The 24,452-nt window shown below is 48.5% G+C and carries 22 protein-coding genes and 2 pseudogenes; 4 read left to right on the top strand and 20 right to left on the bottom strand.

Annotation, left to right across the window (positions count from 1 at the left end; all coding sequences use genetic code 11):
- Positions 1 to 109: 109 nt before the first annotated feature.
- The 10 genes from DFQ01_RS12700 to DFQ01_RS12745 all read right to left on the bottom strand — a co-directional run bounded on the left by DFQ01_RS12700 (position 110) and on the right by DFQ01_RS12745 (position 11,657).
- Positions 110 to 1,252 (bottom strand): serine hydrolase domain-containing protein, encoded by a 1,143-nt coding sequence (locus DFQ01_RS12700; RefSeq protein WP_110044267.1) that lies wholly within the window; start codon positions 1,250 to 1,252, stop codon positions 110 to 112.
- Positions 1,253 to 1,415: 163 nt separating this feature from the next.
- Entirely contained in the window at positions 1,416 to 3,047 is a 1,632-nt protein-coding gene (locus DFQ01_RS12705; protein WP_110044268.1) for an ABC transporter substrate-binding protein, read from the bottom strand.
- A 2-nt stretch (positions 3,048 to 3,049) separates the two neighbouring features.
- A complete protein-coding gene (locus tag DFQ01_RS12710; RefSeq protein WP_110044269.1) occupies positions 3,050 to 4,399 on the bottom strand; it encodes an LLM class flavin-dependent oxidoreductase in 1,350 nt (449 codons plus the stop codon).
- Positions 4,400 to 4,435: 36 nt separating this feature from the next.
- Positions 4,436 to 6,448, bottom strand: coding sequence for an ABC transporter ATP-binding protein (locus DFQ01_RS12715; RefSeq protein ID WP_110044270.1), 2,013 nt, complete (start codon positions 6,446 to 6,448; stop codon positions 4,436 to 4,438).
- 23 nt (positions 6,449 to 6,471) lie between these two features.
- The gene (locus DFQ01_RS12720) at positions 6,472 to 7,356 is read right to left on the bottom strand and encodes an ABC transporter permease (RefSeq protein WP_110044271.1); all 885 of its coding nucleotides are present in this window, start codon (positions 7,354 to 7,356) and stop codon (positions 6,472 to 6,474) included.
- Between the two features lie 12 nt (positions 7,357 to 7,368).
- Positions 7,369 to 8,307: an ABC transporter permease gene (locus DFQ01_RS12725; protein WP_110044272.1), complete on the bottom strand. Its 939-nt coding sequence runs from the start codon at positions 8,305 to 8,307 to the stop codon at positions 7,369 to 7,371.
- 36 nt (positions 8,308 to 8,343) lie between these two features.
- Positions 8,344 to 8,595 (bottom strand): glutaredoxin family protein, encoded by a 252-nt coding sequence (locus DFQ01_RS12730; RefSeq protein WP_174812671.1) that lies wholly within the window; start codon positions 8,593 to 8,595, stop codon positions 8,344 to 8,346.
- Positions 8,596 to 8,841: 246 nt separating this feature from the next.
- On the bottom strand, positions 8,842 to 9,393 hold the full coding sequence (locus DFQ01_RS12735) for a GNAT family N-acetyltransferase (protein ID WP_110044274.1): 552 nt from the start codon (positions 9,391 to 9,393) through the stop codon (positions 8,842 to 8,844).
- Positions 9,394 to 9,534: 141 nt separating this feature from the next.
- The gene (locus DFQ01_RS12740) at positions 9,535 to 10,962 is read right to left on the bottom strand and encodes a HAMP domain-containing sensor histidine kinase (protein WP_110044275.1); all 1,428 of its coding nucleotides are present in this window, start codon (positions 10,960 to 10,962) and stop codon (positions 9,535 to 9,537) included.
- Positions 10,959 to 11,657 carry a response regulator transcription factor gene (locus DFQ01_RS12745; protein ID WP_110044276.1) on the bottom strand — a complete coding sequence of 233 codons (699 nt, stop codon included), beginning with the start codon at positions 11,655 to 11,657 and terminating at the stop codon, positions 10,959 to 10,961. Before DFQ01_RS12745 ends, DFQ01_RS12740 begins: the two co-directional genes overlap by 4 nt.
- A gap of 131 nt (positions 11,658 to 11,788) precedes the next feature.
- Between DFQ01_RS12745 and DFQ01_RS12750 the strand changes: the two genes are divergently transcribed.
- Both DFQ01_RS12750 and DFQ01_RS32145 read left to right on the top strand, forming a co-directional pair.
- Complete coding sequence (locus DFQ01_RS12750) at positions 11,789 to 13,711, top strand: subtype A tannase (RefSeq protein ID WP_110044277.1); 1,923 nt, start codon at positions 11,789 to 11,791, stop codon at positions 13,709 to 13,711.
- Positions 13,712 to 13,747: 36 nt separating this feature from the next.
- Positions 13,748 to 13,948, top strand: a pseudogene (locus tag DFQ01_RS32145) (VOC family protein); the annotation flags it as partial.
- Positions 13,949 to 14,052: 104 nt separating this feature from the next.
- Here the strand turns inward: DFQ01_RS32145 and pheA are convergent.
- The 7 genes from pheA to DFQ01_RS12790 form a co-directional block, all read right to left on the bottom strand.
- Complete coding sequence (gene pheA / locus DFQ01_RS12760; RefSeq protein ID WP_110044278.1) at positions 14,053 to 14,874, bottom strand: prephenate dehydratase; 822 nt, start codon at positions 14,872 to 14,874, stop codon at positions 14,053 to 14,055.
- A gap of 14 nt (positions 14,875 to 14,888) precedes the next feature.
- A complete protein-coding gene (locus tag DFQ01_RS12765) occupies positions 14,889 to 15,467 on the bottom strand; it encodes a VanZ family protein (RefSeq protein ID WP_342769988.1) in 579 nt (192 codons plus the stop codon).
- Between the two features lie 54 nt (positions 15,468 to 15,521).
- Positions 15,522 to 16,331: a Cof-type HAD-IIB family hydrolase gene (locus DFQ01_RS12770; protein WP_110044280.1), complete on the bottom strand. Its 810-nt coding sequence runs from the start codon at positions 16,329 to 16,331 to the stop codon at positions 15,522 to 15,524.
- A 256-nt stretch (positions 16,332 to 16,587) separates the two neighbouring features.
- Positions 16,588 to 17,031, bottom strand: coding sequence for a cell wall hydrolase (locus tag DFQ01_RS12775; protein WP_110044281.1), 444 nt, complete (start codon positions 17,029 to 17,031; stop codon positions 16,588 to 16,590).
- A 110-nt stretch (positions 17,032 to 17,141) separates the two neighbouring features.
- The gene (gene trhO / locus DFQ01_RS12780; RefSeq protein ID WP_110044282.1) at positions 17,142 to 18,026 is read right to left on the bottom strand and encodes an oxygen-dependent tRNA uridine(34) hydroxylase TrhO; all 885 of its coding nucleotides are present in this window, start codon (positions 18,024 to 18,026) and stop codon (positions 17,142 to 17,144) included.
- 177 nt (positions 18,027 to 18,203) lie between these two features.
- On the bottom strand, positions 18,204 to 19,376 hold the full coding sequence (locus DFQ01_RS12785) for a DUF4179 domain-containing protein (RefSeq protein ID WP_174812672.1): 1,173 nt from the start codon (positions 19,374 to 19,376) through the stop codon (positions 18,204 to 18,206).
- Positions 19,373 to 19,939: an RNA polymerase sigma factor gene (locus DFQ01_RS12790; RefSeq protein WP_174812673.1), complete on the bottom strand. Its 567-nt coding sequence runs from the start codon at positions 19,937 to 19,939 to the stop codon at positions 19,373 to 19,375. Before DFQ01_RS12790 ends, DFQ01_RS12785 begins: the two co-directional genes overlap by 4 nt.
- A 367-nt stretch (positions 19,940 to 20,306) precedes the next feature.
- On the opposite strand from DFQ01_RS12790, the gene DFQ01_RS12795 reads away from it, so the two are divergent.
- On the top strand, positions 20,307 to 21,143 hold the full coding sequence (locus tag DFQ01_RS12795; protein ID WP_110044285.1) for an alpha/beta hydrolase: 837 nt from the start codon (positions 20,307 to 20,309) through the stop codon (positions 21,141 to 21,143).
- A gap of 134 nt (positions 21,144 to 21,277) precedes the next feature.
- Here the strand turns inward: DFQ01_RS12795 and DFQ01_RS12800 are convergent.
- Positions 21,278 to 21,451: pseudogene (locus tag DFQ01_RS12800) on the bottom strand (small acid-soluble spore protein H); the annotation flags it as partial.
- Positions 21,452 to 21,584: 133 nt separating this feature from the next.
- On the opposite strand from DFQ01_RS12800, the gene DFQ01_RS12805 reads away from it, so the two are divergent.
- Positions 21,585 to 21,800 carry an H-type small acid-soluble spore protein gene (locus tag DFQ01_RS12805; protein WP_110044287.1) on the top strand — a complete coding sequence of 72 codons (216 nt, stop codon included), beginning with the start codon at positions 21,585 to 21,587 and terminating at the stop codon, positions 21,798 to 21,800.
- A gap of 90 nt (positions 21,801 to 21,890) precedes the next feature.
- On the opposite strand, the gene DFQ01_RS12810 is transcribed toward DFQ01_RS12805, so the two are convergent.
- Both DFQ01_RS12810 and DFQ01_RS12815 read right to left on the bottom strand, forming a co-directional pair.
- A complete protein-coding gene (locus tag DFQ01_RS12810; protein WP_110044288.1) occupies positions 21,891 to 22,181 on the bottom strand; it encodes a hypothetical protein in 291 nt (96 codons plus the stop codon).
- Positions 22,182 to 22,226: 45 nt separating this feature from the next.
- Complete coding sequence (locus tag DFQ01_RS12815) at positions 22,227 to 24,302, bottom strand: transglycosylase domain-containing protein (protein ID WP_110044289.1); 2,076 nt, start codon at positions 24,300 to 24,302, stop codon at positions 22,227 to 22,229.
- Positions 24,303 to 24,452 lie beyond the last annotated feature (150 nt).

Here is a 24,452-nt window from a genome sequence, read left to right on the forward strand (position 1 = left end):
GAGATCGCTCCTTCTAAGATAGATGTCGTGCCCGGATTGCGGCCGAGAACACATTTAATATATCCAGGGGAAGAACGAATATCCTGCCGAGAATCGACTTCATTTATGTTTATAGATTAAGCACACTATACACGATGTTCTTTAGTCGTGGATGTACGTAAGGCTCTGGATTGTTTACCAAATGCTGTGCATACATGACCGTCAACTGCGACTCGGGATCGATGATCGCGTAGCTGCCGGCGGCGCCGCTCCAACCGAATTCTCCTAGCGGGGACAGAGAGCCGCTGCCTGCTTGAGAGATATGGGTCCTGACGCCAAGTCCATAACCGTAACCGGATTGATGTGGCCAGTTGTAGTCGCTGCGCGTGTGCGCAGTCAGATGGTCGGTCCGCATCAGATCGACGCTTGCCGCCGACAAGATGCGCACGCCGTCTGGGCTTGTGCCACGATTGGTCAGCATGTTCAAGAATAGCGAATAATCGCTTACGGTTGATAGCAATCCGGCTCCGCCGCTCTCGAATTCCGTGCCGAGGCGGTACCAGTCTCCGTCCATAAGAACGGCCTTCCGTAGCTCATCATCGTATACATATACGGGGACAAGACGGCTGTACTGGGCTTCTGATAGGAAGAAGCTGGTGTCAAGCATGCCTAGCGGCTCCGTAATCTCTTCGCGCACGTATGTACTGAAACGTCTTCCGTCGACCACTTCGACAAGCGCTGCAAGAACGTCATGGCATAGACTGTAGTTCCACCTAGTCCCTGGCTCGAACTGCAGCGGCTCCTTTGCAAGAGCTGTAGCGAATTCACGGGTTGGCAGCTTGCCGTTCGTGCGTTCCACAGCCTCTTGTATGGAAGGCGAAGCCAGATCGTAGGAGAAGCCGGCCGTCATCGTGAACAGGTCGCGGATCGTAATCGGACGTTCTGTCGGCTCCGATGTTGTATTGCCGTCGTCCGACTGCTTCTTTTTCACCTTCATTTCGGCGTATGCTGGGAGATAGTCGGAGATTGGATCGCCAAGCAGAATCGCTCCCTTTTCGACCAACTGAAGCGCAGCCGTGCAAGTTAGTATTTTCGTAAGCGAATAGAGATAGATCATGGTGTTCTCTTCAATCGGGGTCTTAGCTTCCAGATCGGCGTATCCGGCCCGATATTGGAAAACAATCTCATTGCGATGTATAACAAGCACTTCCGCCCACGGAATGCGCCAAGCGGTGATGCGATCGATGAACTGGGACAGCGGTGTGAAATCCATACTTCCTCATCCTTTACTAAAGGTCTTCCTTTCATTATTGTACAGGGAGGCCGATTCTGCAAATCCATAGAAGATGGATTCACACCTTTGAACGTTTGCCTGATAGAGAGAAAGAAGCCTGCTGAGTATTCTCAACAGGCTCGTAATTCCTTCATATCCAATATTACTTCTGAATCCACGTATCATAAAATTGTGGTGCGCCCTTCGAATCGAAGCCGATGTCTTGAACTTGCTTCGCGCTTGCGACCGTATACGGCAGGACATAGACCGGAATCGCATAGACTTCGTCTTGCACGATATTTTGCACTTCTTTATACAGCTGAGCCCGTTTCTCCACGTCCATCTCAACCGTCGCTTGATCGAGAAGCTCCCCGATCTTCGGATTCTGAATCCGATCATGATAACCTGTACGAGTCAGCAGATACGGTCTAAGTACGCCATCCGGATCTGGACCATATTGCGAGCCGATCCATAGATCGAAGTCGCCGCTTTTTGATTTCTCTGTATAGTCACCGACCGCGGTAGTGCTGATATTGAGCTCAACGCCAATCGTTTTCCAAATATTCTGCACCATCGTCATGACGTCCATGCGTTTCTCGCGGTTCGCATAGAAGTCAATCATTTGAAGCGTCAGACGGTTGCCATCTTTCACGCGAATGCCATCCGCGCCCTTGACCCAGCCCGCCTCATCGAGCAGCGCTTCCGCCTTGGCCGTATCCGGCTTCTCCCATTTGTCCTTCAGACTAGTGTCATATCCGAACAGTGAAGGTGACAGCACCGAGTACGCCCGATCATAAGTGCCCAGATAAATCGTCTTCACAATCCGATCCCAATCTACGGACAAGCGCAGCGCTTCCCGAAGCCGCTTATCCTGAAGAACCCCTTTGGTCGCATTGAAATGAATCGAGGCATTGTAGTTCAGCAATTCGACCTGCTGCAGCTGGTAGCTTTGCTTGATTTGCTCCAAACTCTGCGGCGGAATCGTATCGATGACCTGTACGTCGCCGCTTTGCAGCGCGCTGACGCGAGACGCTTCTTCTGTGATGATTTTGAAATGCAGCGTATCTAGATACGCCTTGCCTGTATGCTTCGCATTCGACGGGCCCCAGTTGTAGTTCGGATTGCGCTTGAGGACATACTCATTGCCCAGCTTATAGCTATCGATGTAGAAGGGACCGCTGCCGACAGGATTGACCGTGAACTCTTCCCCGCGATCGGCGACTGCTTTCGGAGATACAATGCCCAGGTTCTCGGTTGCCAAGTACCGCAGGAACGGTGCGAACGGTTTGGCGAAATGGAAACGAACCGTATAATCGTCCACTACTTCCGTGTTTTCAAGGGAACCGATATAATTCAACGCCAGACCTGGACTTTCAAGCGTCTTGATCCGATCGAAATTGAATTTGACAGCCGCAGCATCCAGCTTCGTCCCGTCCGTGAAGGTGACATCGTCCCGCAGATAGAATGTGTAGGTCAAGTTGTCCGCAGAGATGTCCCACTTCGTGGCCAGCCAGGGTCCGAATTGATTATCCGGCAATTCCACGACCAGACTATCGAACAAGGAGCGCTGAACGCGCGAGTTGCCCGGACTTGCAGAGCGGTGAGGATCGAGCAGATCGCTAACGATCGGCACGCCGATTCCGACAGCAACGGTTCCGCCGTAACGATCTTGTTCTGTCACTTCGCTGCCTGCCGCAGCCTTTTCCCCATTGCTCTTGCTGTTGTCAGAGCATCCTGTCATGACAATAAGGGCTGTTATTAGAATAAGGCCAATAGATAATTTGATCGATTTCATGTCTAGCTCCCCTTCTTCTCTCGGATGCTTAGTGCAGCTTCCTTCGTGTAACGCGAAGCCGGCTTCGTTAAGCCAAGATGACCGCGAAGCGTGTCATGCTCATACTCGATACGGGCAAGACCGCGTTCCTGCAAGATCGGAATAACCTTCTCGGTGAAGTCCTCGATCGCAGTCGGCAAATTCTCTGGGCTAAGAATAAACCCGTCGGCCGCCCCTGCTTCTACCCACTCCTGAATGAGATCCGCAACCCGTTCCGGCGTACCGATGAATGCCCCGCGTGGAGAAGCGAGGCCCAACGCCACTTGTCGGAGCGTCAGATTATTTTCCTTCGCAAACTTCGTAATCTTCGTTACGGCGCTTTGCATAGACTCGATTCCAGTGTTGCCAAGGTCCGGGAACGGTGCGTCGAGATCATGCTTCGTGAAGTCGTAGTAATCGAACGGACGACCCAGTGCTGTCAGCGCGTTCTCAATCGTAATCAGACTCAGCCGCTCCTGATATTTCGCTTCAGCTTCCTCGGCCGTATCCCCAATAATCGGACTGATCCCTGGCAAAATAAAGATTTCGTCAGGAGAGCGACCATATTTCGCTGCTCTTGCTTTCACGTCATCGTAATACTGCTTCGATGCGGCGATGCTCTCGGCACCGCAGAAGATCGCTTCCGCATGCTTGGCTGCGAACTCCTTGCCGTCCTCGGACATGCCCGCTTGGAAGATGACGGGATGGCCTTGCGGACCCCGTGCGATATTTAGCGGACCTTTCACGGAGAAGAACTCGCCTTTATGATGCAGCAGATGGAGCTTCTCAGGATCGTAGAAGATCCCCTTCTCCTTATCGCGAATAAAGGCGTCATCATCCCACGAGTCCCACAGTCCCTTCGTAACATCCAGGAACTCATCCGCTAGTCGATAACGCACATCATGCGCATAATGACCATCGCTGCTATAGTTGCTCGCCGTACCTTCGAGGAATGAGGTCACCACATTCCAGCCTGCGCGACCGCTGCTAATATGATCCAGCGACTGCAGCTGTCTGGCGATGGAGAATGGCTGGTTGTACGCGACCGTGAACGTCCCGACCAATCCGATCTTTGAACTGACAGCAGCCAGTGCGCCTAGCAGCGACAATGGCTCGAAGCGGTTTAAATAGTGTGGTGTCGACTTCGGCGTAATGTACACACTATCTGCCACGAATGCGAAGTCGAATTTGGCGGCTTCCGCCTTCTGAATCTGCTTCACATAGAACGGCAGACTCGTACCTGCGTCAGCAACAGCCTGCGGATGCTTCCAATTGTCCCAGCCCGTTCCTACCCCGTGCAGCATAGCTCCGAATACAATCCTTTTCTTAGTCATGGTTAGTTCCCTCCGATTTGATCTATCTATTTATGGTTACAGCGGATGATGGCAAGCGGCCCAATGCCGATCTCTAATTTCTCGCAGTTCCGGCTGCTCGGTACGACAGCGTTCCGTCGCCGCTGGGCAGCGGGTATGGAAGCGGCAGCCTGTTGGGAGATGAATAGGAGAAGGCAGTTCAATATCGCTGATCGATGACTGCGCGTGATGGTCCGGGTCCATGCTCGGATTCGCATCCAGCAGCGCCCTAGTGTAGTGATGTGCCGGCCGCGTGAACAATTCCTCAGCAGGCGCAAGCTCCATCAGCTTGCCAAGGTACATCACACCTATGCGGTCTGAGATGTACCGGACAACGTCCAATCCGTGTGTGATGAACAGATAGGTTAGACCCAACTCGCGCTGCAGATCCTTCAGCAAATTTACGATTTGCGATTGAATCGAGATATCGAGGGCAGACACCGCCTCATCGAGGAGAATGAAGCTCGGCTTCAGAATGATGGCTCGTGCAATACAGACGCGCTGCAATTGCCCACCGGACAATTCATGCGGATATTTGGTGTGCCAATCCGGATTGAGACCAACGAGCTTCATCGTCTCCTTCACGCGGGCCATTCTGTCCTGTTCGTTCAGATCGATGTGTACATGAAGCGGTTCGGCGATGACTTCGCTAATTCTCCATCGTTCGTTCATCGAGCCGGCCGGATCTTGGAATACGACCTGCATCCGGCGGCGCAGCTCCTTCCATTCACGATCGGACAGCGATGATACGTCCTGACCGTCGAATGTGATTGTTCCTGCTGTGGGCTTCTCCAGCTGCACGAGCAGCCGACCAAGCGTTGTCTTCCCGCAGCCTGACTCGCCTACCAGCCCAAGCGTCTCACGCCGATAGATTCGTAAGCTTACGTTGTCCACGGCGTGAACGGCTTTCTTGCTTCGTCGGAATAGCGAGCCGCGCAGCGGAAAAGTTTTCGTAACCTGCTGAATATCGACCAGCAGATCGTCTTCTGCAGGTAGCGCCGCCAGATTGTTGATTGGAGCAGCGGTCTCCTTATGCGTGGCATACTCGGCGAATGCCTGCCCTGCTTCAGCGGTATTCCAACAAGCGACTTGATGCTGCTCCCGGGTAAGGGCCAAGACGGGCTCCTCCTGCCTGCATCTCTCGCTTGCGAACGCACAGCGCGGGTGGAATCGGCAGCCTGTGGGCAGTTCTTGTAGTGGTGGAATAGAGCCTGGAATGGTATAGAGACCTTCGCTGTGACTGTGATAGCTTTGCACCGATCGGATAAGCCCTTGTGTATACGGATGCTCAGGAGCAGTAATGAGCTTACGTGCTGGTCCCTGCTCTACTATCGCACCCGCATACATAACTGCGATGCGATCAGCCATTTCAATCGCTACGCCGAAATCATGTGTGATGAGCAGCACGGACATTCCGAGCGTATCCTTCAGCTCACGAATGAGCTGTAAAATCTGCATTTGAATCGTGACATCCAGCGCCGTTGTTGGTTCATCTGCAATTAACAGCTCCGGGTCGCAAGATAACGCAATGGCGATCATTACGCGCTGCAGCATTCCTCCAGACAATTCGAAGGGATACTGCTTCAGCCGCATTTCCGGCTCCGTAATCCCTACCTTCTGCAGCAATTCAAGCGCTAGCTTGCGTGCTTCGGGTTTCGTTACTCGTCTGTGCGTTAGAATGCTGTCGACTAGCTGGCTTTCAATGGTGAAGAGCGGATCAAGCGCATTCATCGGATTTTGAAAAATCATTCCGATCCGTTTGCCGCGCAGCTCCTGCATCTCCTTCTGCGATAGGGATGCGAGATTGTGTCCGTCGAACATCAGCTCGCCAGAGGAGATCACAGCACCTTCGTAATCGGTTAGCCGCATAATCGACAAAGAGGTGATCGTCTTGCCGCTGCCAGACTCCCCGACCAGACAGACGATCTCGCCAGTACCGATCTCCAGATTGATATGATGGACCGCCCGGAGCGGCCCCTGCCTCGTGTTGAAATCGATTGACACTTGATTGAGCTTCAATAATGTCCCCACTCCGCTGCACTTCCCTTCTATCGTTATCTTCTGGATCTCGGCTCAAGCAGGTTGCGCAGCTCATCACCGAGAAGGTTAATTGATATTACTAAAAAACTTATAAAAATACCCGGAAATAGACTAATCCACCACGCGACCGAAATATAACTGCGGCCTAAGGATAAGAGATATCCCCAATCGGGAATCTCCCGAATAACACCAAGACCTAGGAAGCTAAGTCCTGTAGAGATTAGGACGGCCGTCCCTGTCCCGATCGTCGCCATGACGATAAGAGGCGGCAAGCAATTCGGAACGATGTGTCGACGCAAGATCATGAAGTGACTCGCCCCGATTGTTGAGGCTGCATCGATGAACGGGGCGCTCTTGATCGACAACACTTGGCTTCGCATCATACGCGCGTAGCCTGGGAATGTCGATAGCCCAACAGCCAATATCATATTTTTCAGACTTGGTCCTAACGTAGCCGAGATCAGAATGGCGAATAAGATACCCGGAATGGTCATCATCATGTCTACGAATCGCATGATCAGTGAGTCCAGCCATCCGCCCCGATAGCCTGCAGTCAACCCGAGGACGGAGCCTAATAAGCCGCCAATCAGGACTGATCCGACGCCGATAAGCAGAGACTGTCTGCTGCCGTATACGAGCAAGGAATAGATGTCTCGACCATATTGATCGGTTCCCAGCAAATGCCCAGCGCTCGGAGAAGCTAGAATCGATTCGCTCATCTCCGTAGGAGAATGAGATGCCATCCAACCAGGCGCGACAGCCGAGAATAAAATGAACAGCAGCACCGACACGGAGAGTGCAAGGAGAACATGACGTGACTTGACACTCCTAAATCTCCTTTCAGCCCTTCTTTTGATTCGAAGAGGCTGCACCGGTGTCGCGATGGATTTGACAGACATACATTCTCCCCCTTACTGAGTCGATGGCCGAAGCATTTTACGAATACGTGGATCGATATACATATAGGAAATATCCGCGAGCAGGTTAATCAGAATATAGAACACCGACGTCAGTAAGACCGCGCCTTGAATCATTGGAATATCCTTGGCATTAATTGCATCGACGATGATCTTCCCTATCCCTTGTCTAGAGAACACCGTCTCGGTCACGACTGAGCCAGCAAGCATCTCCCCGATTATCATCCCCGCCATCGTAACAGCGGGAATGACTGCATTCCGAAGCATATGTTTGAAAATAATGGTGCTCTCCCGAATGCCCTTCGCTCGTAGTGTGCGGACGAAAGGCTTATGCAGCACCTCTAGCATGCTGTTGCGTACGAGTCTAGCGAGCATCCCTGCTCCAGATAAGCCCAGGCCGACAGAAGGAAGAACGAGATGCGAGAGACCGCCGCTGCCAATGGCAGGGAACCAATGCAAGTGGACTGAGAATACGAAGATGAGCAGCAGTCCAATCCAGAACGTTGGCGTACATACGCCGAATAAACTGATGATACGAATGACGGAATCAATCCAGCTGTCTCGATAGACGGCTGCTGCGATTCCCATTAGAATACCGACAATGACAGCGATTAAGCTGCTCGTTAGTGTCAACTCAATTGTCGAGGGCAGATTGATTAGCAAGGTATGCTGCACGGAACTCTGATTCACATACGAGCTGCCAAGATTGCCTTGAAGCACATCGGTTATGTAATCCCAATATTGGACTGCAAGCGGCCGATCCAGCCCTAGGTTGCTGCTAAGCTCATTCGCCTTCTCCGTGGAGATCGTGTCACCGAGCAGCATTTGGGCGATGTCACCCGGAAGTACATTTACAATAATGAAAACAATGGTCATCGAGCCTAGCACGACCAACAGGGATACACTCAGTCTCTTCAGTAAGTACTCGAACATCCCTTCTCCCTCCTCTCGTCTGGCTCTAATCGTTCGTTACGCTTGAAGGAGCGCTTGAATCTTCTCGAAGCTTCCGTCTGTCACTGCTGCATAGCTCTCGCCGTCACCGATCTCGGCAACTGGCACATGGCGAATGCCATATTTGGCTTCCAGCACATCACGCAATTCATTCTTGCCTTCTACATCAATACTGACATAATCAATGCCGTTGTTCGCCAGCTGTGCCTTCAATTGTTGGCAGGATTCACAGCCTGCACGATTCCATAAAACCAGCTTCTTATTGCTCATCTTCATTACCCCTTTGCCTTTTTCATAGTTACCTCATCGGAATAATCAAATCATAATCGACCTTTAGTCCCTTGTAAAATTGAAAAAGATGAACGCTTGCTTCATAAAAAATGAACTGAAATATCCCATCGCCTTCACCTACTCGTGAACATCAAAAAGCAGCCGATCATTGCGATCAGCTGCTGCACATTCTCCTAAGATTAAACAAATGGCTGCCAATTAGATTGCAGCCATTCTATTCAATCCTTAATTATTCAGCATTTCGTATTCACTCTTCGTCAATCCATATACAAATTCATCGAAATGCTGCCCTTTCGTATAAATCATATTCCGCAATCTTCCCTCTTGAACGAAACCTAGCCGCTCCTGAAGTGCAATCGAACCTTCGTTAAAAGCATACACATGTGCGGTTACTTTCTGGTATCGTAATTCCTCGAAATAATAGCGTAATAGGATTCGAACGGCTTCTGAAGCGAAGCCGTTACGCCAATGCTCTCGAAAAATACCTACGCCATACTTGAACGTTCCATGTCGTGAATCGCAACTATGAGCAACAATGCTGCCAACGAGTTCGCCATCAAGTGTCTCGATCGCGAGACTGAAGTTATCGCCGTCTGGACCTTTGGACGCTTGATTCCCAGCCCAATGCTTCGTGCCTTCTTCCGATCTTGGGAAATGGATGACGTCGCAAAGTCTAGCGCTTTCCGAATCAAAATCGTTGTTATGGAACTTGTCCCAATCTGTAGGCAATATTGCACGTAACCGTACGTTGTTACCGGACCAAATATTGTTATTCATATAGACCCTCCGATTTAATGGTTTCACTCTCTATCCTTCTTAACAAGAGAAGGCGGAGATCTTGCACAAGGATCTATAATTATTGTGACTACATGGTTCTCATTCCTTTCATATACCTAAATAATACCATGCAGCGTCAAGTTAATTCCGATGCAAAGTGAAGTAGAAGCAGGTCCCCTGCTCACTTGAATGTACGCCGATCGTCTCGTTTAGCAGCGTAAGGATTTCTTTGGCCAGGGATAATCCGAGACCTGTACCTTGTCCTGCGTGTGATTTGTCTGACTTGTAGAATCGATCGAAGACGAACGGCAGCTCTTCTTCACTAATGCCTTGTCCGGTATCACTTACCGAGACGGTGATAATCTCATCATCCCAACTCGCGTCCAACTTAACGGTGCCTTCGGATTCTGTGTATTTCAGAGCATTATCAAGCAGAATGGTCAGCACTTGTTCGACGCGATCCCCGTGACCGAAGAAATCGGGTATGCGCCAAGCTTGATCCGTCAAACTCAGCTTAATATCCAAATCCTCTGCAAGTATGGAAAACCGACTGTTTATTTTCTCGATAATCGGTCTAGCGCTTGTTAGGGACTTCTTAAATGCGGTCGAGCCTGATTGGAGGCGGGACAGCTCAAGCATATCATCAATGAGGCGGTGCAGACGGTGTGATTCGAGCTGAATGGAATAATAATAACGCTGCTTCTCTTCCTCATCGTGGACCATCCGGTCGCCTAACGTCTCACTCATAGCCCGAATTGAAGCGAGCGGCGTTCGCAGCTCATGCGTTACGTTTGCGACATAATCTCTTCTGACCTGCTCCAGCTTAACAGCCGCATTGTGGTTCTGCTCAAGCCGTGAAGCCAAAATGTTGAATGAAGAAGCCAGCTCTCCCAGCTCCCCGTATCCGTTTGCCGGAACCCTTACATCATAATTTCCTTTGGCCATCGCTTCTGAAGAAGATGTCATCAATTTGATCGGCTGAATCATGGGCTTGATGACCCGATACAAAATGTACAATGTCAGGGCGAGCGCAAGCAATGCAGCCAGCATGAACGTGACCATAAAGCCCCGCATTGCACTAGTCAGCTCCGAAATTGGCTTGATGAGGAAAAGTCCGCCGATCAGCGTTTCGCCTTGCCGTATGGGCTGCCCGATAAGGATCGATTGGTCATCCATCCCGTCCAGCTTCGTAATCGTCGCGACTTGTCCGCCTCCAATAATTTCACTGACATAAGGCTCAATCGCTGTACGGATATCATCCTCGATTCGTGGCAGTCCAGCAGGCAAGTCGTTTTCTGATGGAGTCGAGGAGCCGAACACCTCCATCTCACGGGCGTTCAAGTCATAGGCCTTGATGATGAAGCCTTTCTTCAGCAGATAGGTCGAGGCTTGTCCCGCAGCCCCTATCGTCTCCGCAATCGATTCCATCTGAGGCTGCAGTTCATTTAGCTTACTCTGTAGAAAATAAGATTGAAGCACATATTTACCGATCAACGTACAGACGATGAACGCTAGAATCAGTACAAGCGATATATTTAGAAACAGCTTTCGCAGGAGCGATCGTTTCATTCGTGCACCTCGAATTTATAGCCTACCCCATAGATCGATTTGAGGCTCCAGCCGACTGGATCAATGGGCAGCTTGCTCCTCAGCCGCTTGATATGGGTATCAACAGCACGTGTGTCACCAAGATAATCGAATCCCCATATGGAAGTCAGAATATGTTCCCGACTCAGTACTCTTCCTGCATTCGTTGCGAGCAAGTACAAAATCTCAATCTCCTTAGGCGTTGCCGGCACCACCTGCCCATCCACGGACAACTCATAACCATCTCGATTGATACGCAATTGATCGATTTCGTAGACGAGTTGAGGGGACATTGTCACTTCCTGCGGAGCAGCTCTGCGTAAAATCGTCTTAATCCGAACGACAACCTCCCTTGGTGAGAAAGGCTTAACGATATAGTCATCCGCGCCGATCTCTAGACCGTCGATTCGGTCATGCTCTTCCCCTTTGGCCGTAAGCAGAATAATCGGTACCTGACTTTCCTTTCTTATCTCTTTACATACGTCTGTTCCGAATAACTCCGGCATCATGATGTCCAATACAATTAAGTCTGGGTGCTCCTCACGGGCGAGCAGCAGCGCTTCCTTACCGGTGTATGCCGAACAATACGTCATACCGTCCGCCTTCAAATATGTACCGATTGTGTCGTGTACAGCCTGGTTATCATCACAGATCAGAATATGAATCCGCTTGGACATTTCTATCCTTCCTTCGTTTAGCTTGTTTTTCTCCTATCGTAACATAAGCGGCCAATCCTTGTTCCGCCCTATTTCCGCCACATTGTTCTGTTACACTCTTGTCTATACCGCAAATAAAAGGAGAAAAACCAATGAATATGAGACAAAAAGCGATACCTTGTTTGATTGCTGTTACCTTAACCGCAGCCCTTACTGCCTGCGATTCTAATTCTTCAAGTTCCAGTTCTTCGAACTCCAGTTCAACAACGAACACTGCTGCAACAACAGTTGTAAGCACCGACAATTCGAAAGCGAGTTTGATCGGCGAATATACGCAAGATAACGCAAGCTTGACGTTTAACGATAAAACTTGGAATTACGACGCTGAGAACGACGTTTATTGGCAGATCGGCATTTCCTATGGTTCCACAACTGAAACGAAGGATTATGAAACAATGGCGATTTACGTTCCCGGCGCTTATATGAATGCCACGGCGAACGGTGACGGAACCTATACATGCTCGATTAATGAGAGCGCAACAATCAATGGTTATACAGCAAGTACAGCGCCTATCGTGTTCCCTGTGAATACAGCGGGTTATTCGGCTCAAAAGGCTGCTACTCAATATAGCTACAACGGACTATCTAGTTACATGGATGCCGGATTCATCTACGTTTATTCCGGAATGAGAGGCCGTAACAACGGCTATGACGACAGCGGAAATCTGACGTACAGCGGCGGCGCTCCTTGGGGCGTGACCGATCTGAAAGCGGCAGTCCGTTATCTTCGGTTTAATGAAGCTTCCCTTCCCGGTAATACGGACTCCATCTTTGTATTCGGACATAGCGGCGGCGGCGCACAGAGCAGCGTAATGGGAGCTAGCGGCGACAGCAGTCTTTATTATGACTACCTCAAATCGATTGGTGCTGCCATGTACGATGCGGACGGCAATTATATCAGTGATGCCATTAATGGCGTTATGGCGTGGTGCCCGATTACGAGCCTTGACTACGCAGATGAAGCCTACGAATGGAACATGGGGCAATATATCACTGCGGGAACCCGTGCAGACAGCACCTGGACTTCGGCTTTATCGGATGATCTGGCTGGAGCGTTCGCTTCCTATCTGAATGAGCTTGGATTAAAGGATGAGGATGGCAATGTTCTGACTTTGGAACAAACGACAGACGGCATTTACACAGCGGGAACCTATTATGATTACCTTCTCGCTGAAATTGAAGGCTCGCTCAATAACTTCTTAAGCGATACGACCTTCCCTTACACCAAATCTGCCGGAGGCTTTATGGGAGATGGCGGCTTCTCAGGCGGTGGTGCTCCAAGCGGCGAAATGCCTGAAGGTATGCCTGATGGCGCAATGCCGGAAGGCGGAATGCCTGAGGGTATGCCTGATGGCGGCGGTCAAGCCGATTCTGGAGAATCAACGACATACAAGACAGCTAAAGATTATATCGCTTCACTAAATTCGGATACGGAATGGGTTACCTACGATGCTGCAACCAATTCAGCTAAGATCACCAGCATTGCTGCATTCGTACAGCATATGAAGAATGCCTCCAAGAGCGTAGCTGCATTTGACGACCTGGAACGTGGTCAAGCAGAGAACATGGTATTCGGCAATGACGAGAGTGATGCACTCCACTTTGACTCTGTATTGGCGAAGCTTCTCGAGGCTAATCAAAACAAATACGCAGCATTCTCTGACTGGGATTCTTCTCTCGTGGCAACTTACGCCAAAGACCTTCAAGCTCTCGACAAGCTGGGTAACAGCTCTGAGGTCCGCCAGAATATGTACAATCCGATGTACTTCCTTGACGATTACTACACAGGCTACCAAAGCTCGACTGTTGCCGCTCACTGGAGAATCCGCACTGGAATCGAGCAAGGCGATACTGCACTCACGGTTGAGACGAATCTGGCACTCGCTTTGAAAAACGCTAGCGACGTTAAGGATGTCGACTTCGAAACCGTATGGGGTCAAGGTCATACAACAGCTGAACGTACCGGTAACAATACGGACAACTTTATTGAGTGGGTTAATGAATCTGTGAAATAATCTTCGGTATAAGATTCGCTTCTGCTGCCAGATGTAGCAGAAATCATATTCTCCATTGGTGCTCAAAGCAGAGAAGAAGTAGATGCTTTTATTCAAAAAGTAGAGTTTGCCGGAGGAAGCCTATTCGGCAAGCCGAGTGAAACGGATGGCTGGATGTACGGCGCAGCCTTTGCCGATCTAGACGGACATCGCTGGAACCTGCTGTACATGGATGAGAGCAAAATGTCGAAACGCTAATATGGAAACGCCGGCCACCTGTTTAAGGTTACCGGCGTTTTTTTTACCGACCGTGGCGGAAGATGCGAGCCCTCCCCACCACGTCTAGATATCCGCGATATTTTCTAAAGAACAGTCGTCGAGTAACTACCTACGATTTGCACCTCATGTTCAAACGTTTCTAGAATTTTAACGGCTTTTATCATCCGTAGGTCATTTTGAGCGGCTTCAGATTCAATAAGGAAACGATAAGTCCCCAACTTCTTTCCTGTAGGTCGTGATTCGATCCACGTCAGGTTAATCCCCAGTGCGGAGAATACGTTCAGAATCGAGGACAGTACCCCAGGGTATTCATTGTTTGGGTTAATTAAGATCATGGTTTTCTTTTGCTCTGCAGGTTTCTTGATGTCTTTCCCCACGATGATGAAGCGGGTATGATTCATGGAATTGTCTTGAATCTCGCTCTCGAGTATTTGAAGACCATGTTCATCTGCAACCGATCTAGAGGCAATTGCGGCAATATGGTTCAAATTTGACTCTTTGACGAATTGGGCAGCCTTTGCGGTGCTATCTGTATAATCACATTTGTACTGATGTTTTTTAATAAACTCTCTGCACTGATTGATTGCAGGGCTGATCGAATAGACTGTATTAATCGTATTGATGCTGCTATCTTGGTTGCCAATCAAGTGAAGAGAAACTTTAAAGATAAGATCGGCTTCAATGCGAAGGTCGTACATCAACAAACCATCAACCGTCATGTGAATGTTGCCTGCAATTGAATTTTCAATCGGGACAATACATTTATCGACTTCTCCGTTATGAACGGCTTCCAGGACATCCAATATCGATTCGTACATAACCCAAGTTGTATTGTTAGCAAAATATTGATGCGCGGCTTCTTCGGAAAAAGTTCCTTTTGGACCTAAATAAGCAACTCTAATCATCTTCAAATGCCCCTTCAGAATCTCATTTTTATCATGAATAAATAATAGTATATAACGGGTAATCCTATGATAATAGATAGTACGGTAATTGTAGTTTGTACCCGCTTCTCATTCCGTAATACGAATAATAAAGACTTATACACTACAATTCCTATCCATCCACCTAGACCATTAAGAATGATATCATCGACGTCTGCTGTGCCAATACCTAATAGCCCCTGAATGAATTCAACAACTAAACTCGCAATACATATAAACAACAGATTGATTAGGACTCTTGTATTGTTCTTAAATACCGAGATATACACACCAAGAGGAACGAAAACAAGTATATTGCCAATCACATTACCAAAAGCGAATCTTCGTAAATTAGAAGAGCTGCCCGCTAAGTATTCACCTATGCTATGAAAAGGAATGAGATTGATTGACCGAATGAAAGTCCGTTGGCTATGCAATAGCTCCGAAATCGAAACTCTCGATAAGAAAAATATTTTCATTAACAATAGGATGAAACAGATGAAAACGCCGTATAAAAAGACGGTTTCTATTCGCTCGCGTTTATTCATAGTATCCCCTTTTTTTAGCCCGACCATGAAATAGCCGAAGCAGCCTAACCAAACGATACGTCTTATGTACGCATCTTCCTACTATTTCGTACTAGACATATAGTTGTAGGCGATAATGTGGTCAATGGCTTCTGCAACAGAATGAACGACTGTGTTCGCTTGGCTGCGGATTTCGGCACGGCTCTCGCTCATTGCGAAGCTATGCGGTGTTAAGGCGAACATCGAAAGATCGTTGAACGAGTCTCCAATACAAGCGATCTCGTCCGGTGCGATCCTGAGCTCCTGGATTAGCAGTCTTAAAGCATCACCTTTGGAGACGCTGCATGGCATCACATCCAGACAATCTTTATCGCTGATAAAGGTTTCGATCTGACCAGGGAACCTATCATTGAACTTCGCTTCCAGCTGGACGAGTTTATCCAGCTCTCCGAAGTAAGATATCTTGCTGCATCGCATATGGTCTGCAGCAATGGCTCCCTCCAAGTCGGTATGCGTGGAGATCTCGGTTATAATCCGTGCTTCATAAGGTGGAACAGCCTCACTCCACTCGCGCACATAGTACGAATCATCGTTACAATGAATGAAATTAATAAATTCATTACGTTCCGTGACTTGAAGCAGCTGCGTCGACAGCTCTGGCGGGAATTCAGCTGATGCAAGCAATCGCTGGTCGTTCAGATGAATGGTCGCCCCATTCTGGCCGACAGCATAATAGGGATTCGCAAAGGGCTGTAAAAGAATTTGAATTTCTGCGTTCATGCGTCCAGAAGCGATGCATAGCTCGAACCCGTGGTCATAAGCTTTCGTTACAGCACGGAGATCTCGGTTGTTAATCCGTTTCTCATGATCCAGTAATGTTCCGTCCAAGTCACAAACAATCAATTTTATCATAAGGCTCTTCCTCCGATACAACTAGTAATTCCACATGATGCTCTGCGAGCTTCTCTACGACTGTACCTGATTCATCTTTTAAATAAATTAATATCCTTAGTCATTTTCATATTGTCCAATGTGATATCAGCCATGGGCATACCTTCGAAATTTTATGTAGTAATTGAAAATTATACTATGATTTTGATTTTAGATAAAACAAAAAATGCCGCATGGGATGCGACATTTAATGTTGCTATGTCTATTGGGTTAACAATTAAAGCGTATTATATACATTTTCACATTCTTCTGCGGTCGGTTCATAGAAACAGTGCTTCTTCCAACGTCCTACGAGCGGCTGATCATACCAAGTTGGCGGACAAGGTCCGGGATTGTCGAACGAGCCTGGACGGAAATACCATAAGGAGAATCTGGCTGGCCAATTCCGCTCCCCATTCACCACTCGTTGCGCTAGACGGCGTTCCCTATCTCTAGCGCTTTGATAGTACATCCCATGCTGCAGCGCTTCGAACGCATGCGGCTGGTTGATCATTTGGGGAATTGTCCGGAGATTTTTAAAATCAGAGCAATTCGCCCTTATTCGGTTAATGCCCACATTCCCAACAAGAAGCATACCCATTTCGCCTTCTGTCTCCGCTTCAGCTCGAAGCAACCTTGCCAGCATATCAATATCCTGCTGCCTGGCTTTTACGACTGCCATTGGCTCACCTCTTTAGGTTTCTGTACTTATCATATTGTAGGCGAAGCGGAAGTGTTACTCCGGCAGTTTCATAAGGCTGGGTCATCTTCTTATATTTTTAGTTTGTCGTATTAATCGATTGGTTTACATGAGTCAGAGCAATATCCCTCGTGTACGTCTAGACAGTCATCGCAGCAGAAATGCTTGGCGTGACAAGTGTCCTCTGTACAGTTCAACATCGTGTCCGTAGGCTCCCCACAGTGATGACACTTGCCTATTGTAACATCTTCTTCGGTTTGATTGACGCGTACGCTTATACGTTCATCGAATACATACATTTTGCCATCAAATAATCGACCTTGAACAACAGGGTCCTTCCCATAAGTAACAATGCCTCCATCGAGCTGTGCGACATCGGTAAATCCTTCATTGAGCAGGACGCCAGTTAGTGTCTCGCACCGGATGCCTCCTGTGCAATAAGTAATAACCTTCTTATCCTTAGCATCTGACAGATTCTCGCGAATCCATTCCGGAAATTCCTTGAAAGAATCGATATCCGGACGTATAGCATTGCGAAAATGCCCCATATCGTACTCATATCCATTCCGGCCGTCAAGAACGATAACATCTTCACGCTGCAGATGCTCGTAGAATTCCTCCGGCGAAAGACGTTTGCCGCTCATCGTATTCGGATCCAAAGGCGTGTCATATCGTAAAGTAACGAGTTCCTTCTTCGGTCTGACGAACAGCTTCGTGAACGCATGCTTCTCTACTTCATCGATTTTAAAGAGAAGGTCTGTGAACAAGGGATGCTTATGCATATAAGCCATGTAGGCTTCCGTTTGTTCCCAAGTACCTGAGAGCGTCCCGTTGATCCCTTCAGCTGCAATCAGTATTCTGCCTTTCACCCCGAGCTCCTTGCAAAATTCGAGGTGCTCAGCCGCAAAGGCTTCGTAATCTTCAATTGCGACATATTTATAATAAAGTAAAATGCGGAACGGTTTCTGATCTTCCATAAGGTAGCACTCCTTGTGACTAGGTAATTAGGCTGTAAAGCAGCCTAAAATAAATGTTTCAATTAAACATCATTCATACATCATAATATAAAAAGGATAAAAAATCAGCCCTAGTCCTCTGGAAGCGTGACTAAGGCTGCTGTTATAGATTAAAGGAATTCGGTTATTGTCTGCTCTCTAGCTTTTGGAGTCAGCTGGTCGATCCGGCAGTGGCACCTCCATTTCAATCGAGTACGGTTTGCCGTCTGGACCGCCTGCAACGTTAAAGGTAAGGTTGAGAGTTCTCGCTTCCGGATCAACAGGTTCGAATATATAATATTGCTTACTGCCCGACTCCGTCTCCGGATCGCCTTGACCACCAAGAGTCTCATAGATGTGTCCCTGCTCATCTCTAGCATCTGACATATCGAAATCATCTGGATGCACAAAATTGTTATTTGTATCCTCGGCTTTGGGTCGAAGATGGAAGAAGACCTGTGTCGTCACAGGGGTTACAACTACCTTGTCCACAACAAATCCGTGCTGCGCAAGTGAATCAGGCATCTTGGGATTCTCGATTACAACCGGATCGGTATTGATTTCCACGGGCACATCAAATTCAAATGGCTGTTCAACACCGGATAGCGTCATCCTAAGCCTTAGAGTGAACCGACTTGGCAGCTCCGTATGAAGATTAATGCTTACGAGTACAGTGTTTTCTCCTGCTGGTCTCCAAGACGGCAGTAGTTGCTGCTCTTGCAAATAGGTCTCGACGGAGGTTAACTCGCCACGTTCAGGTGCACTCAAATTGGTGCTATAGAATTTCCCTTCACCCGTACGGTGAACTTCCAAAACAATTCTTGTTCCATCGTAGATAACATTACGCACGCTAATTGTGGAGTCTCCACGAGTTTCAGTTGCAGCAACTGGTTGTACCAAGTTATTTTCCGACGCGGCTTGTATTCCCTTGTCTCCATATATGGACAATAAGTTCCCAAGCAACGGAACTGAACGCATTGTATCGGCAAATGCCGGAGAAACGTAACCGAGACCGGCTAAGCCTACTCCTAACAGGAGCGCACCTGCCACGGTAACAACAGCCAATCGTCGCAGCAGATATTGCTTTTTAGGAGGGTTGGAGTGTGAGCGCTTGGCTTCGACATCCACCGACTGAATGTGCGTGTCGATGGGAGGTGTAACCAGATTGAGCCTGCGGCTAGGATTGCTCGTCGACAATGAGACCGCTGCTTCGGCTCGTATTCTCCTGAGCGTTTCTTTCAGCCGATGCTCCACAGCTTCGGGCATATCCACTGTTACCTCTTTTTCTAACCGAAGTCGTTCTAATCGTTCATCGATAGAGTCTTCCTTCATAGATTCCCTCTCCTTTCCCATGTCGGCTCCAGCCAAGCTCTCAGCTGAGTCTTGCTCCGTTGCAACCGCATTTTGACTGCTCCTTCACTGATGCCTAGAACGGTTGCGGCATCGGCAATTTTCATATCCTCTAAATAGACGAGTAGTACAACCAAGCGAAGCGGTTCCTCCAGCCGATCGATAGCTTCCCTCAACTCGACGTCTTGGTATGCTAAATTCTCTACTGCTGGCTCTGGCAACGTGCCGGGCAGAGAGTGGCGTGTTTTTTTTCTACTTATCGTGTTGCATTCATTTATAAGGATTCTGTATATCCATGTTCTGAAATGTTCCGGTTCTCTAAGCGAGCTGATCGCTTGATAGGCTTTGATGATGGTTTCTTGGAGCGCATCTGCACAATCCTCGTCGTCTTTTAGAATCGTTCTAGCGGTTCTGTACAGCGTCCCTTTTATATTTTCGATCAGCTCAAGAAAGGCTTCGGTATCTCCTTGTTGGGCTGAACGTGCGAGCTTCGTCAGCCTCATTTTATCCGACGAATCGAAGCTGGCTGACCAATTGATTGCCATGCGTGATATGTACCTCTCCTCCCAGAAGGCCCGGGCCTTCTCGTGTTTCAATGCTGTCGACATAGATTAGATGTGCCGGACGGGGAAAAAGTAACAAGTGGAGAGAAATGGATACCGAGGAAGCAATTACGTCTCTATCCCACCATTTTCTCATGTATGTATTAAGTTTCTTATTATGAGGTTTCTCGGATGTATAAAACAAGATGCAACTAATCAATAATTGTGAGCATTCCATTATAGGGATTGAATTATCGATGTTATAGAAGCGTCGTTGCGAAAAATGTTGGTGATTCATTGTTGTGTCCATTGCATCCCAATGAACTACGCGTTACGATTCTAGCAAAAACATGACTAGGAGATTCACATCATGACGATTAACGCTGCTTTGCCTTGGAGAGAAGTTCTTACAGATGAAGCCACCCACACGATTACTGGCGATGTCAGGATTATCGACGCATTCCCGATTCCGCAGCTGCAGACGGAACGAAGAGTGTGGATTTATTTGCCGAGGAGCTATAACACAGGCGGTCGCAGCTACCCGGTCGTCTACATGCACGATGGACAAAATGTGTTCAATCAAGCGACGTCCTGGGGAAGCGAATGGGGCGTCGACGAGACGTTGGAGCAGATGGCACAAGAGGATCCTGCGCTAGAGGCTATCGTGGTTGCTATTGATCATGGGGGCAAACAACGCAACAATGAGTATAACTTCACGATAAACGCGGAGTATGGCTTCGGGGGCAAAGGCGAGGCGTACGCTGAATTCCTGGCGGAGACGCTTAAACCATATATCGACAGTCACTACCGGACGCTTCCCGGACCGGAGCATACAATGCTTGTCGGAAGCTCGTTCGGCGCCTATGTCTCGCTGTATATGGCCATACGCTATCCGGAGCTGTTTGGCCGTGTGGGCGGGATTTCCTTCGTCATGTGGCATGACAACGGTGCGATCATCCAGATGATTCAGCAGTCGGTCCTTTCCCCTGCTCTTCGCATCTATTTGAGCATCGGAGGACAAGAGACCGATAACGCAGAATTCAATAAGGTTGCTTACGAGCACATTGAATTAGCCCGTGAAACTTTAATAGAAGCCGGGGTCCCGGAGAACCGTATTCGATTCGATTACGTTCCGGACGGAACGCATCACGAATCCACCTGGAGCCTATTGTTCCCCGCGGCCCACAGGTGGCTGCTTCAGCAATAAGGCCTGTCAAAACGAAAAAGCATCGCGGTCATCCGCCATGCTTTTTCTCGCTCATTCATGTCCTATTCTTCTATTCTGCTGTCTGACACCCGACAAGCCATTTGTTCTACTTCCATAGCCATGCTTGATGAAGGTTCGGTTAAGCTGCGCACCGGCACTTCGAATTCCTGATCGGGATCGTCAAGGGGATAAATACGGGCAGTTTCCTTCGTTTCATCCACATGCTGAATATAGATGGGGCTCCCGTTATACCTTACGTCCTGCATGACCGGAGAATCGGCAATCTCCCTAGCTCGATTAATATCCATCGCATAATCCTCCCTCGTTTCAATCTCATTACAGTATGAGCGGAGGAATAATGTAATATGCTTGGCAACTTATGTTCGAATGTCGGATAAACCACAGGGGCGCTGTAAATACTTTACGAGAGGTGATGACATCGTGGAAGCGCATAGAGCGAAGGAGATCGCCGACTCTCCAGATATGATTATCGTGTCGTACTTCGGCGTACCTGTGTTTATCGAGCATGTTAATATAGGAGCTGACACGGCGAGAATTCATCCGGTGGACAATCCAGACGAGGAGCAGACCGTACCGATCGACGTGCTTACGGAACAATTCGAAGATGGGATTGAAATACCGCCGTTCAACGATTGAAGGGAATACCGCCAGACGAACTCCTATCTATGTTCGTTGCAAATAAACCATCATTCAAATTCGAATGATGGTTTATTTGTCGAGCTATTGTTAATCGATCCCGTCTTTAAAATGCGGCTTGTGGTGCTTATCACCTTTGTGGTTCTGGTCATCAACGGTCTCCTCAAGCACCTCCACAATCGCCATCCGAGCGATTTCGATTCCCTTTCGCACACCAGCTTCATATTCGCCAGATATTTCTTTGTCTCCGCCAATACGCCCTTGTGCAACCTCGACATAATGCTCTTGTTCTTTGTCGTTAATTCTGTCAGCTATATGTTTCACGAATTTGCCCACGTCCCTATGTTCACCCATTAGTTTCTGTGCTTCTTCATTAAGCATATGCGCAATCTCTCCTCAACTCAGTGAAGTTGGAACGTTAACGTCTCAGTCCTTATCTTTACCATTTCCTTTTCCCTGTTCCTCATTCTTGCTTTTTTTGTTTTTCTTCTCTTCTTTATTGGATTTAGACGTATCACTTTTCTTTTCTTTTTTCTTTTCGTTCTTCTTTTCTTTCTCGTCTTTTTTTGACGTTTCTTTCTCTTCGTCCTTATCTTTCGATTCTTTCTTGATGCCAGGCACTGCAGGAAAGTTCATTACCGGTTCATCTTGAAGGGCTTCGCTCATCAGCTTCTGGAATACCGCCGCAGCAGCCTTGGAGGTTGTCGTCAAGTAATGAGTGGCATCCGTATGGTCATAACCAAGCCATACCGCACCGACGAGTTGAGGCGTGTAGCCGACAAACCAGTTGTCCTTCATCCCTTCTCCGCCCGTTCCAGGCATTTCGGTCGTTCCTGACTTGCCGGCTATTTGTCGCCCTTCTACTGCCGCTGCGACACCCGTTCCGTCTGTTACAACACCTTCTAGCATAGCAGTCATCGTTCTGGCTATCGCAGGTTCGGTTACGGTTATCTTGTCATCAGCGTTGTTCTCCGCCACGATCTCGCCATCGGCTGTTTCGATACGAGTAATGGTGTGGGTAGGAATACGTGTCCCATCATTAGCAAATACGCTGAAGGCTTCGGCCATCTCAAGTGGAGACACCCCTTCCGAGAGACCCCCAAGTGCAAGTCCAAGGTTTCGATCTGCATCTGTAAGCTCCAAGCCAAATCGCTTGGACGATTCCATCCCTGCGTCAATCCCTAACTCATTCAGCAGCTTGACAGCAGGTACGTTATAGGAATGAATGATGGACTCGTAGATCGTCACCTCCCCATGGTAGCTGTCGCCCGCGTTTCCGGGCTGATAACCATTAAAGTTGACCGGTTCGTCTATGAGCGTATCATCAGGTGAATAGCCGTGCTCTAGAGCCGGAGTATACACCGAGATAGGCTTCATTGTAGAACCAGGTTGACGTTTCAACTGAACGGCGCGGTTGAACGAACGGAAAGGCTGGTCGCCACGCCCTCCAACAAGTGCTCTAATGCCTCCGTCTCGAGGGTCAACCAGCACGGCACCGCTCTGAATAAGCTGATCGGAGCTGCTTGTCGGGAAGTTGCTATCCTGCGCGTAAACATCTTCGACGGCTTCTTGCATTTGACTATCCAGCGTCGTATAGAAGCGAAGTCCCCCTTGGAGAACCTCATTTTGTGTAAGTCCGTATTTCTCCCCGGCTTCACGAATCATCTGATCGATGTAATAGGGATACTTCATCACATTACTGCTTGCTGGCTTAGAGCTGAGTATATGAAGCGGCTCGGCTATAGAAGCAGCATAAGTGGCTTGATCGATCTTTCCTTGATCCTTCATGAGCTGCAGGACAACATTTCTTCGGGCTTTGGCTTCATCGGGGTGTCTATAGGGTGTCAGAGCAGACGGCGCTTTAATGATGCCCGCAAGCAGCGCAGATTCCGATAGAGTCAACTCATTCACCGGTACGCCAAAATAGACTTCGGCAGCCTTCTTAATCCCCCAAGCACCTTCGCCGAAGTAGATTTGATTCAGATAAAAGGTTATAATTTGCTGCTTGTTGTAATTTCTTTCGATTTTCTGTGCAAGCAGCAGCTCCTTCCACTTTCTCGTCCAAGTCCGTTCTTGCGATAGAAAAACATTTTTCGCTAGCTGCTGCGTTATCGTACTCGCCCCTTGGACCGTTTTGCCGCTCGACAGATTGGTCATTAGGGCGCGGCCGATACCTTGGAGATCTGTACCGCTATGTTCGAAAAACCGCTTATCCTCTACTGCTACAACAGCTTCTATTAACTGTTCCGGCAAGCTGTCGTAGCTGACAGCCTCGGACTTGCTTGGCGATAGACGGAGAACTTCCTCCATGTTCTGATCATACACGATAGTTGCCGCAGGCAATGGCTGCTCCAGAAGCGATACATTTTGCCGGCCGACCAGTACGTTGAAGCTAACGATGCATGCGATGGCAAGCAGGACTGCACCCAACATGACGGTAACAATAATCTTTTTCCATGCTGCCTTTCGCTTTTTATTGTTTTGATGATTGAATGATTTCATACTATTTCCTCCAAGCCTAAGCCTCGTGCTTTTGTCTTGGATACTATTTCGTAAGTGCGATCGTTTTTCAGTACGTATTACCTAATGAAATATACTGGCAGCAGATATGCTTCCTCGGTTTGAAAAGAAAACGGCAGCCGATTCTCAGAA

Origin of the sequence: Paenibacillus cellulosilyticus (assembly GCF_003182255.1) — a bacterium.
Lineage (GTDB): Bacteria > Bacillota > Bacilli > Paenibacillales > Paenibacillaceae > Paenibacillus_T > Paenibacillus_T cellulosilyticus.

Bases quoted from the DNA above. Each gene is read 5' to 3' on its own strand.
- DFQ01_RS12700 (WP_110044267.1), bottom strand. From the start codon at position 1,252: ATGGATTTCACACCGCTGTCCCAGTTCATCGATCGCATCACCGCTTGG.
- DFQ01_RS12705 (WP_110044268.1), bottom strand. From the start codon at position 3,047: ATGAAATCGATCAAATTATCTATTGGCCTTATTCTAATAACAGCCCTT.
- DFQ01_RS12710 (WP_110044269.1), bottom strand. From the start codon at position 4,399: ATGACTAAGAAAAGGATTGTATTCGGAGCTATGCTGCACGGGGTAGGA.
- DFQ01_RS12720 (WP_110044271.1), bottom strand. From the start codon at position 7,356: ATGTCTGTCAAATCCATCGCGACACCGGTGCAGCCTCTTCGAATCAAA.
- DFQ01_RS12725 (WP_110044272.1), bottom strand. From the start codon at position 8,307: ATGTTCGAGTACTTACTGAAGAGACTGAGTGTATCCCTGTTGGTCGTG.
- DFQ01_RS12730 (WP_174812671.1), bottom strand. From the start codon at position 8,595: ATGAGCAATAAGAAGCTGGTTTTATGGAATCGTGCAGGCTGTGAATCC.
- DFQ01_RS12735 (WP_110044274.1), bottom strand. From the start codon at position 9,393: ATGAATAACAATATTTGGTCCGGTAACAACGTACGGTTACGTGCAATA.
- DFQ01_RS12740 (WP_110044275.1), bottom strand. From the start codon at position 10,962: ATGAAACGATCGCTCCTGCGAAAGCTGTTTCTAAATATATCGCTTGTA.
- DFQ01_RS12745 (WP_110044276.1), bottom strand. From the start codon at position 11,657: ATGTCCAAGCGGATTCATATTCTGATCTGTGATGATAACCAGGCTGTA.
- DFQ01_RS12750 (WP_110044277.1), top strand. From the start codon at position 11,789: ATGAATATGAGACAAAAAGCGATACCTTGTTTGATTGCTGTTACCTTA.
- pheA (WP_110044278.1), bottom strand. From the start codon at position 14,874: ATGATTAGAGTTGCTTATTTAGGTCCAAAAGGAACTTTTTCCGAAGAA.
- DFQ01_RS12765 (WP_342769988.1), bottom strand. From the start codon at position 15,467: ATGGTCGGGCTAAAAAAAGGGGATACTATGAATAAACGCGAGCGAATA.
- DFQ01_RS12770 (WP_110044280.1), bottom strand. From the start codon at position 16,331: ATGATAAAATTGATTGTTTGTGACTTGGACGGAACATTACTGGATCAT.
- DFQ01_RS12775 (WP_110044281.1), bottom strand. From the start codon at position 17,031: ATGGCAGTCGTAAAAGCCAGGCAGCAGGATATTGATATGCTGGCAAGG.
- trhO (WP_110044282.1), bottom strand. From the start codon at position 18,026: ATGGAAGATCAGAAACCGTTCCGCATTTTACTTTATTATAAATATGTC.
- DFQ01_RS12785 (WP_174812672.1), bottom strand. From the start codon at position 19,376: ATGAAGGAAGACTCTATCGATGAACGATTAGAACGACTTCGGTTAGAA.
- DFQ01_RS12790 (WP_174812673.1), bottom strand. From the start codon at position 19,939: ATGGCAATCAATTGGTCAGCCAGCTTCGATTCGTCGGATAAAATGAGG.
- DFQ01_RS12795 (WP_110044285.1), top strand. From the start codon at position 20,307: ATGACGATTAACGCTGCTTTGCCTTGGAGAGAAGTTCTTACAGATGAA.
- DFQ01_RS12810 (WP_110044288.1), bottom strand. From the start codon at position 22,181: ATGCTTAATGAAGAAGCACAGAAACTAATGGGTGAACATAGGGACGTG.
- DFQ01_RS12815 (WP_110044289.1), bottom strand. From the start codon at position 24,302: ATGAAATCATTCAATCATCAAAACAATAAAAAGCGAAAGGCAGCATGG.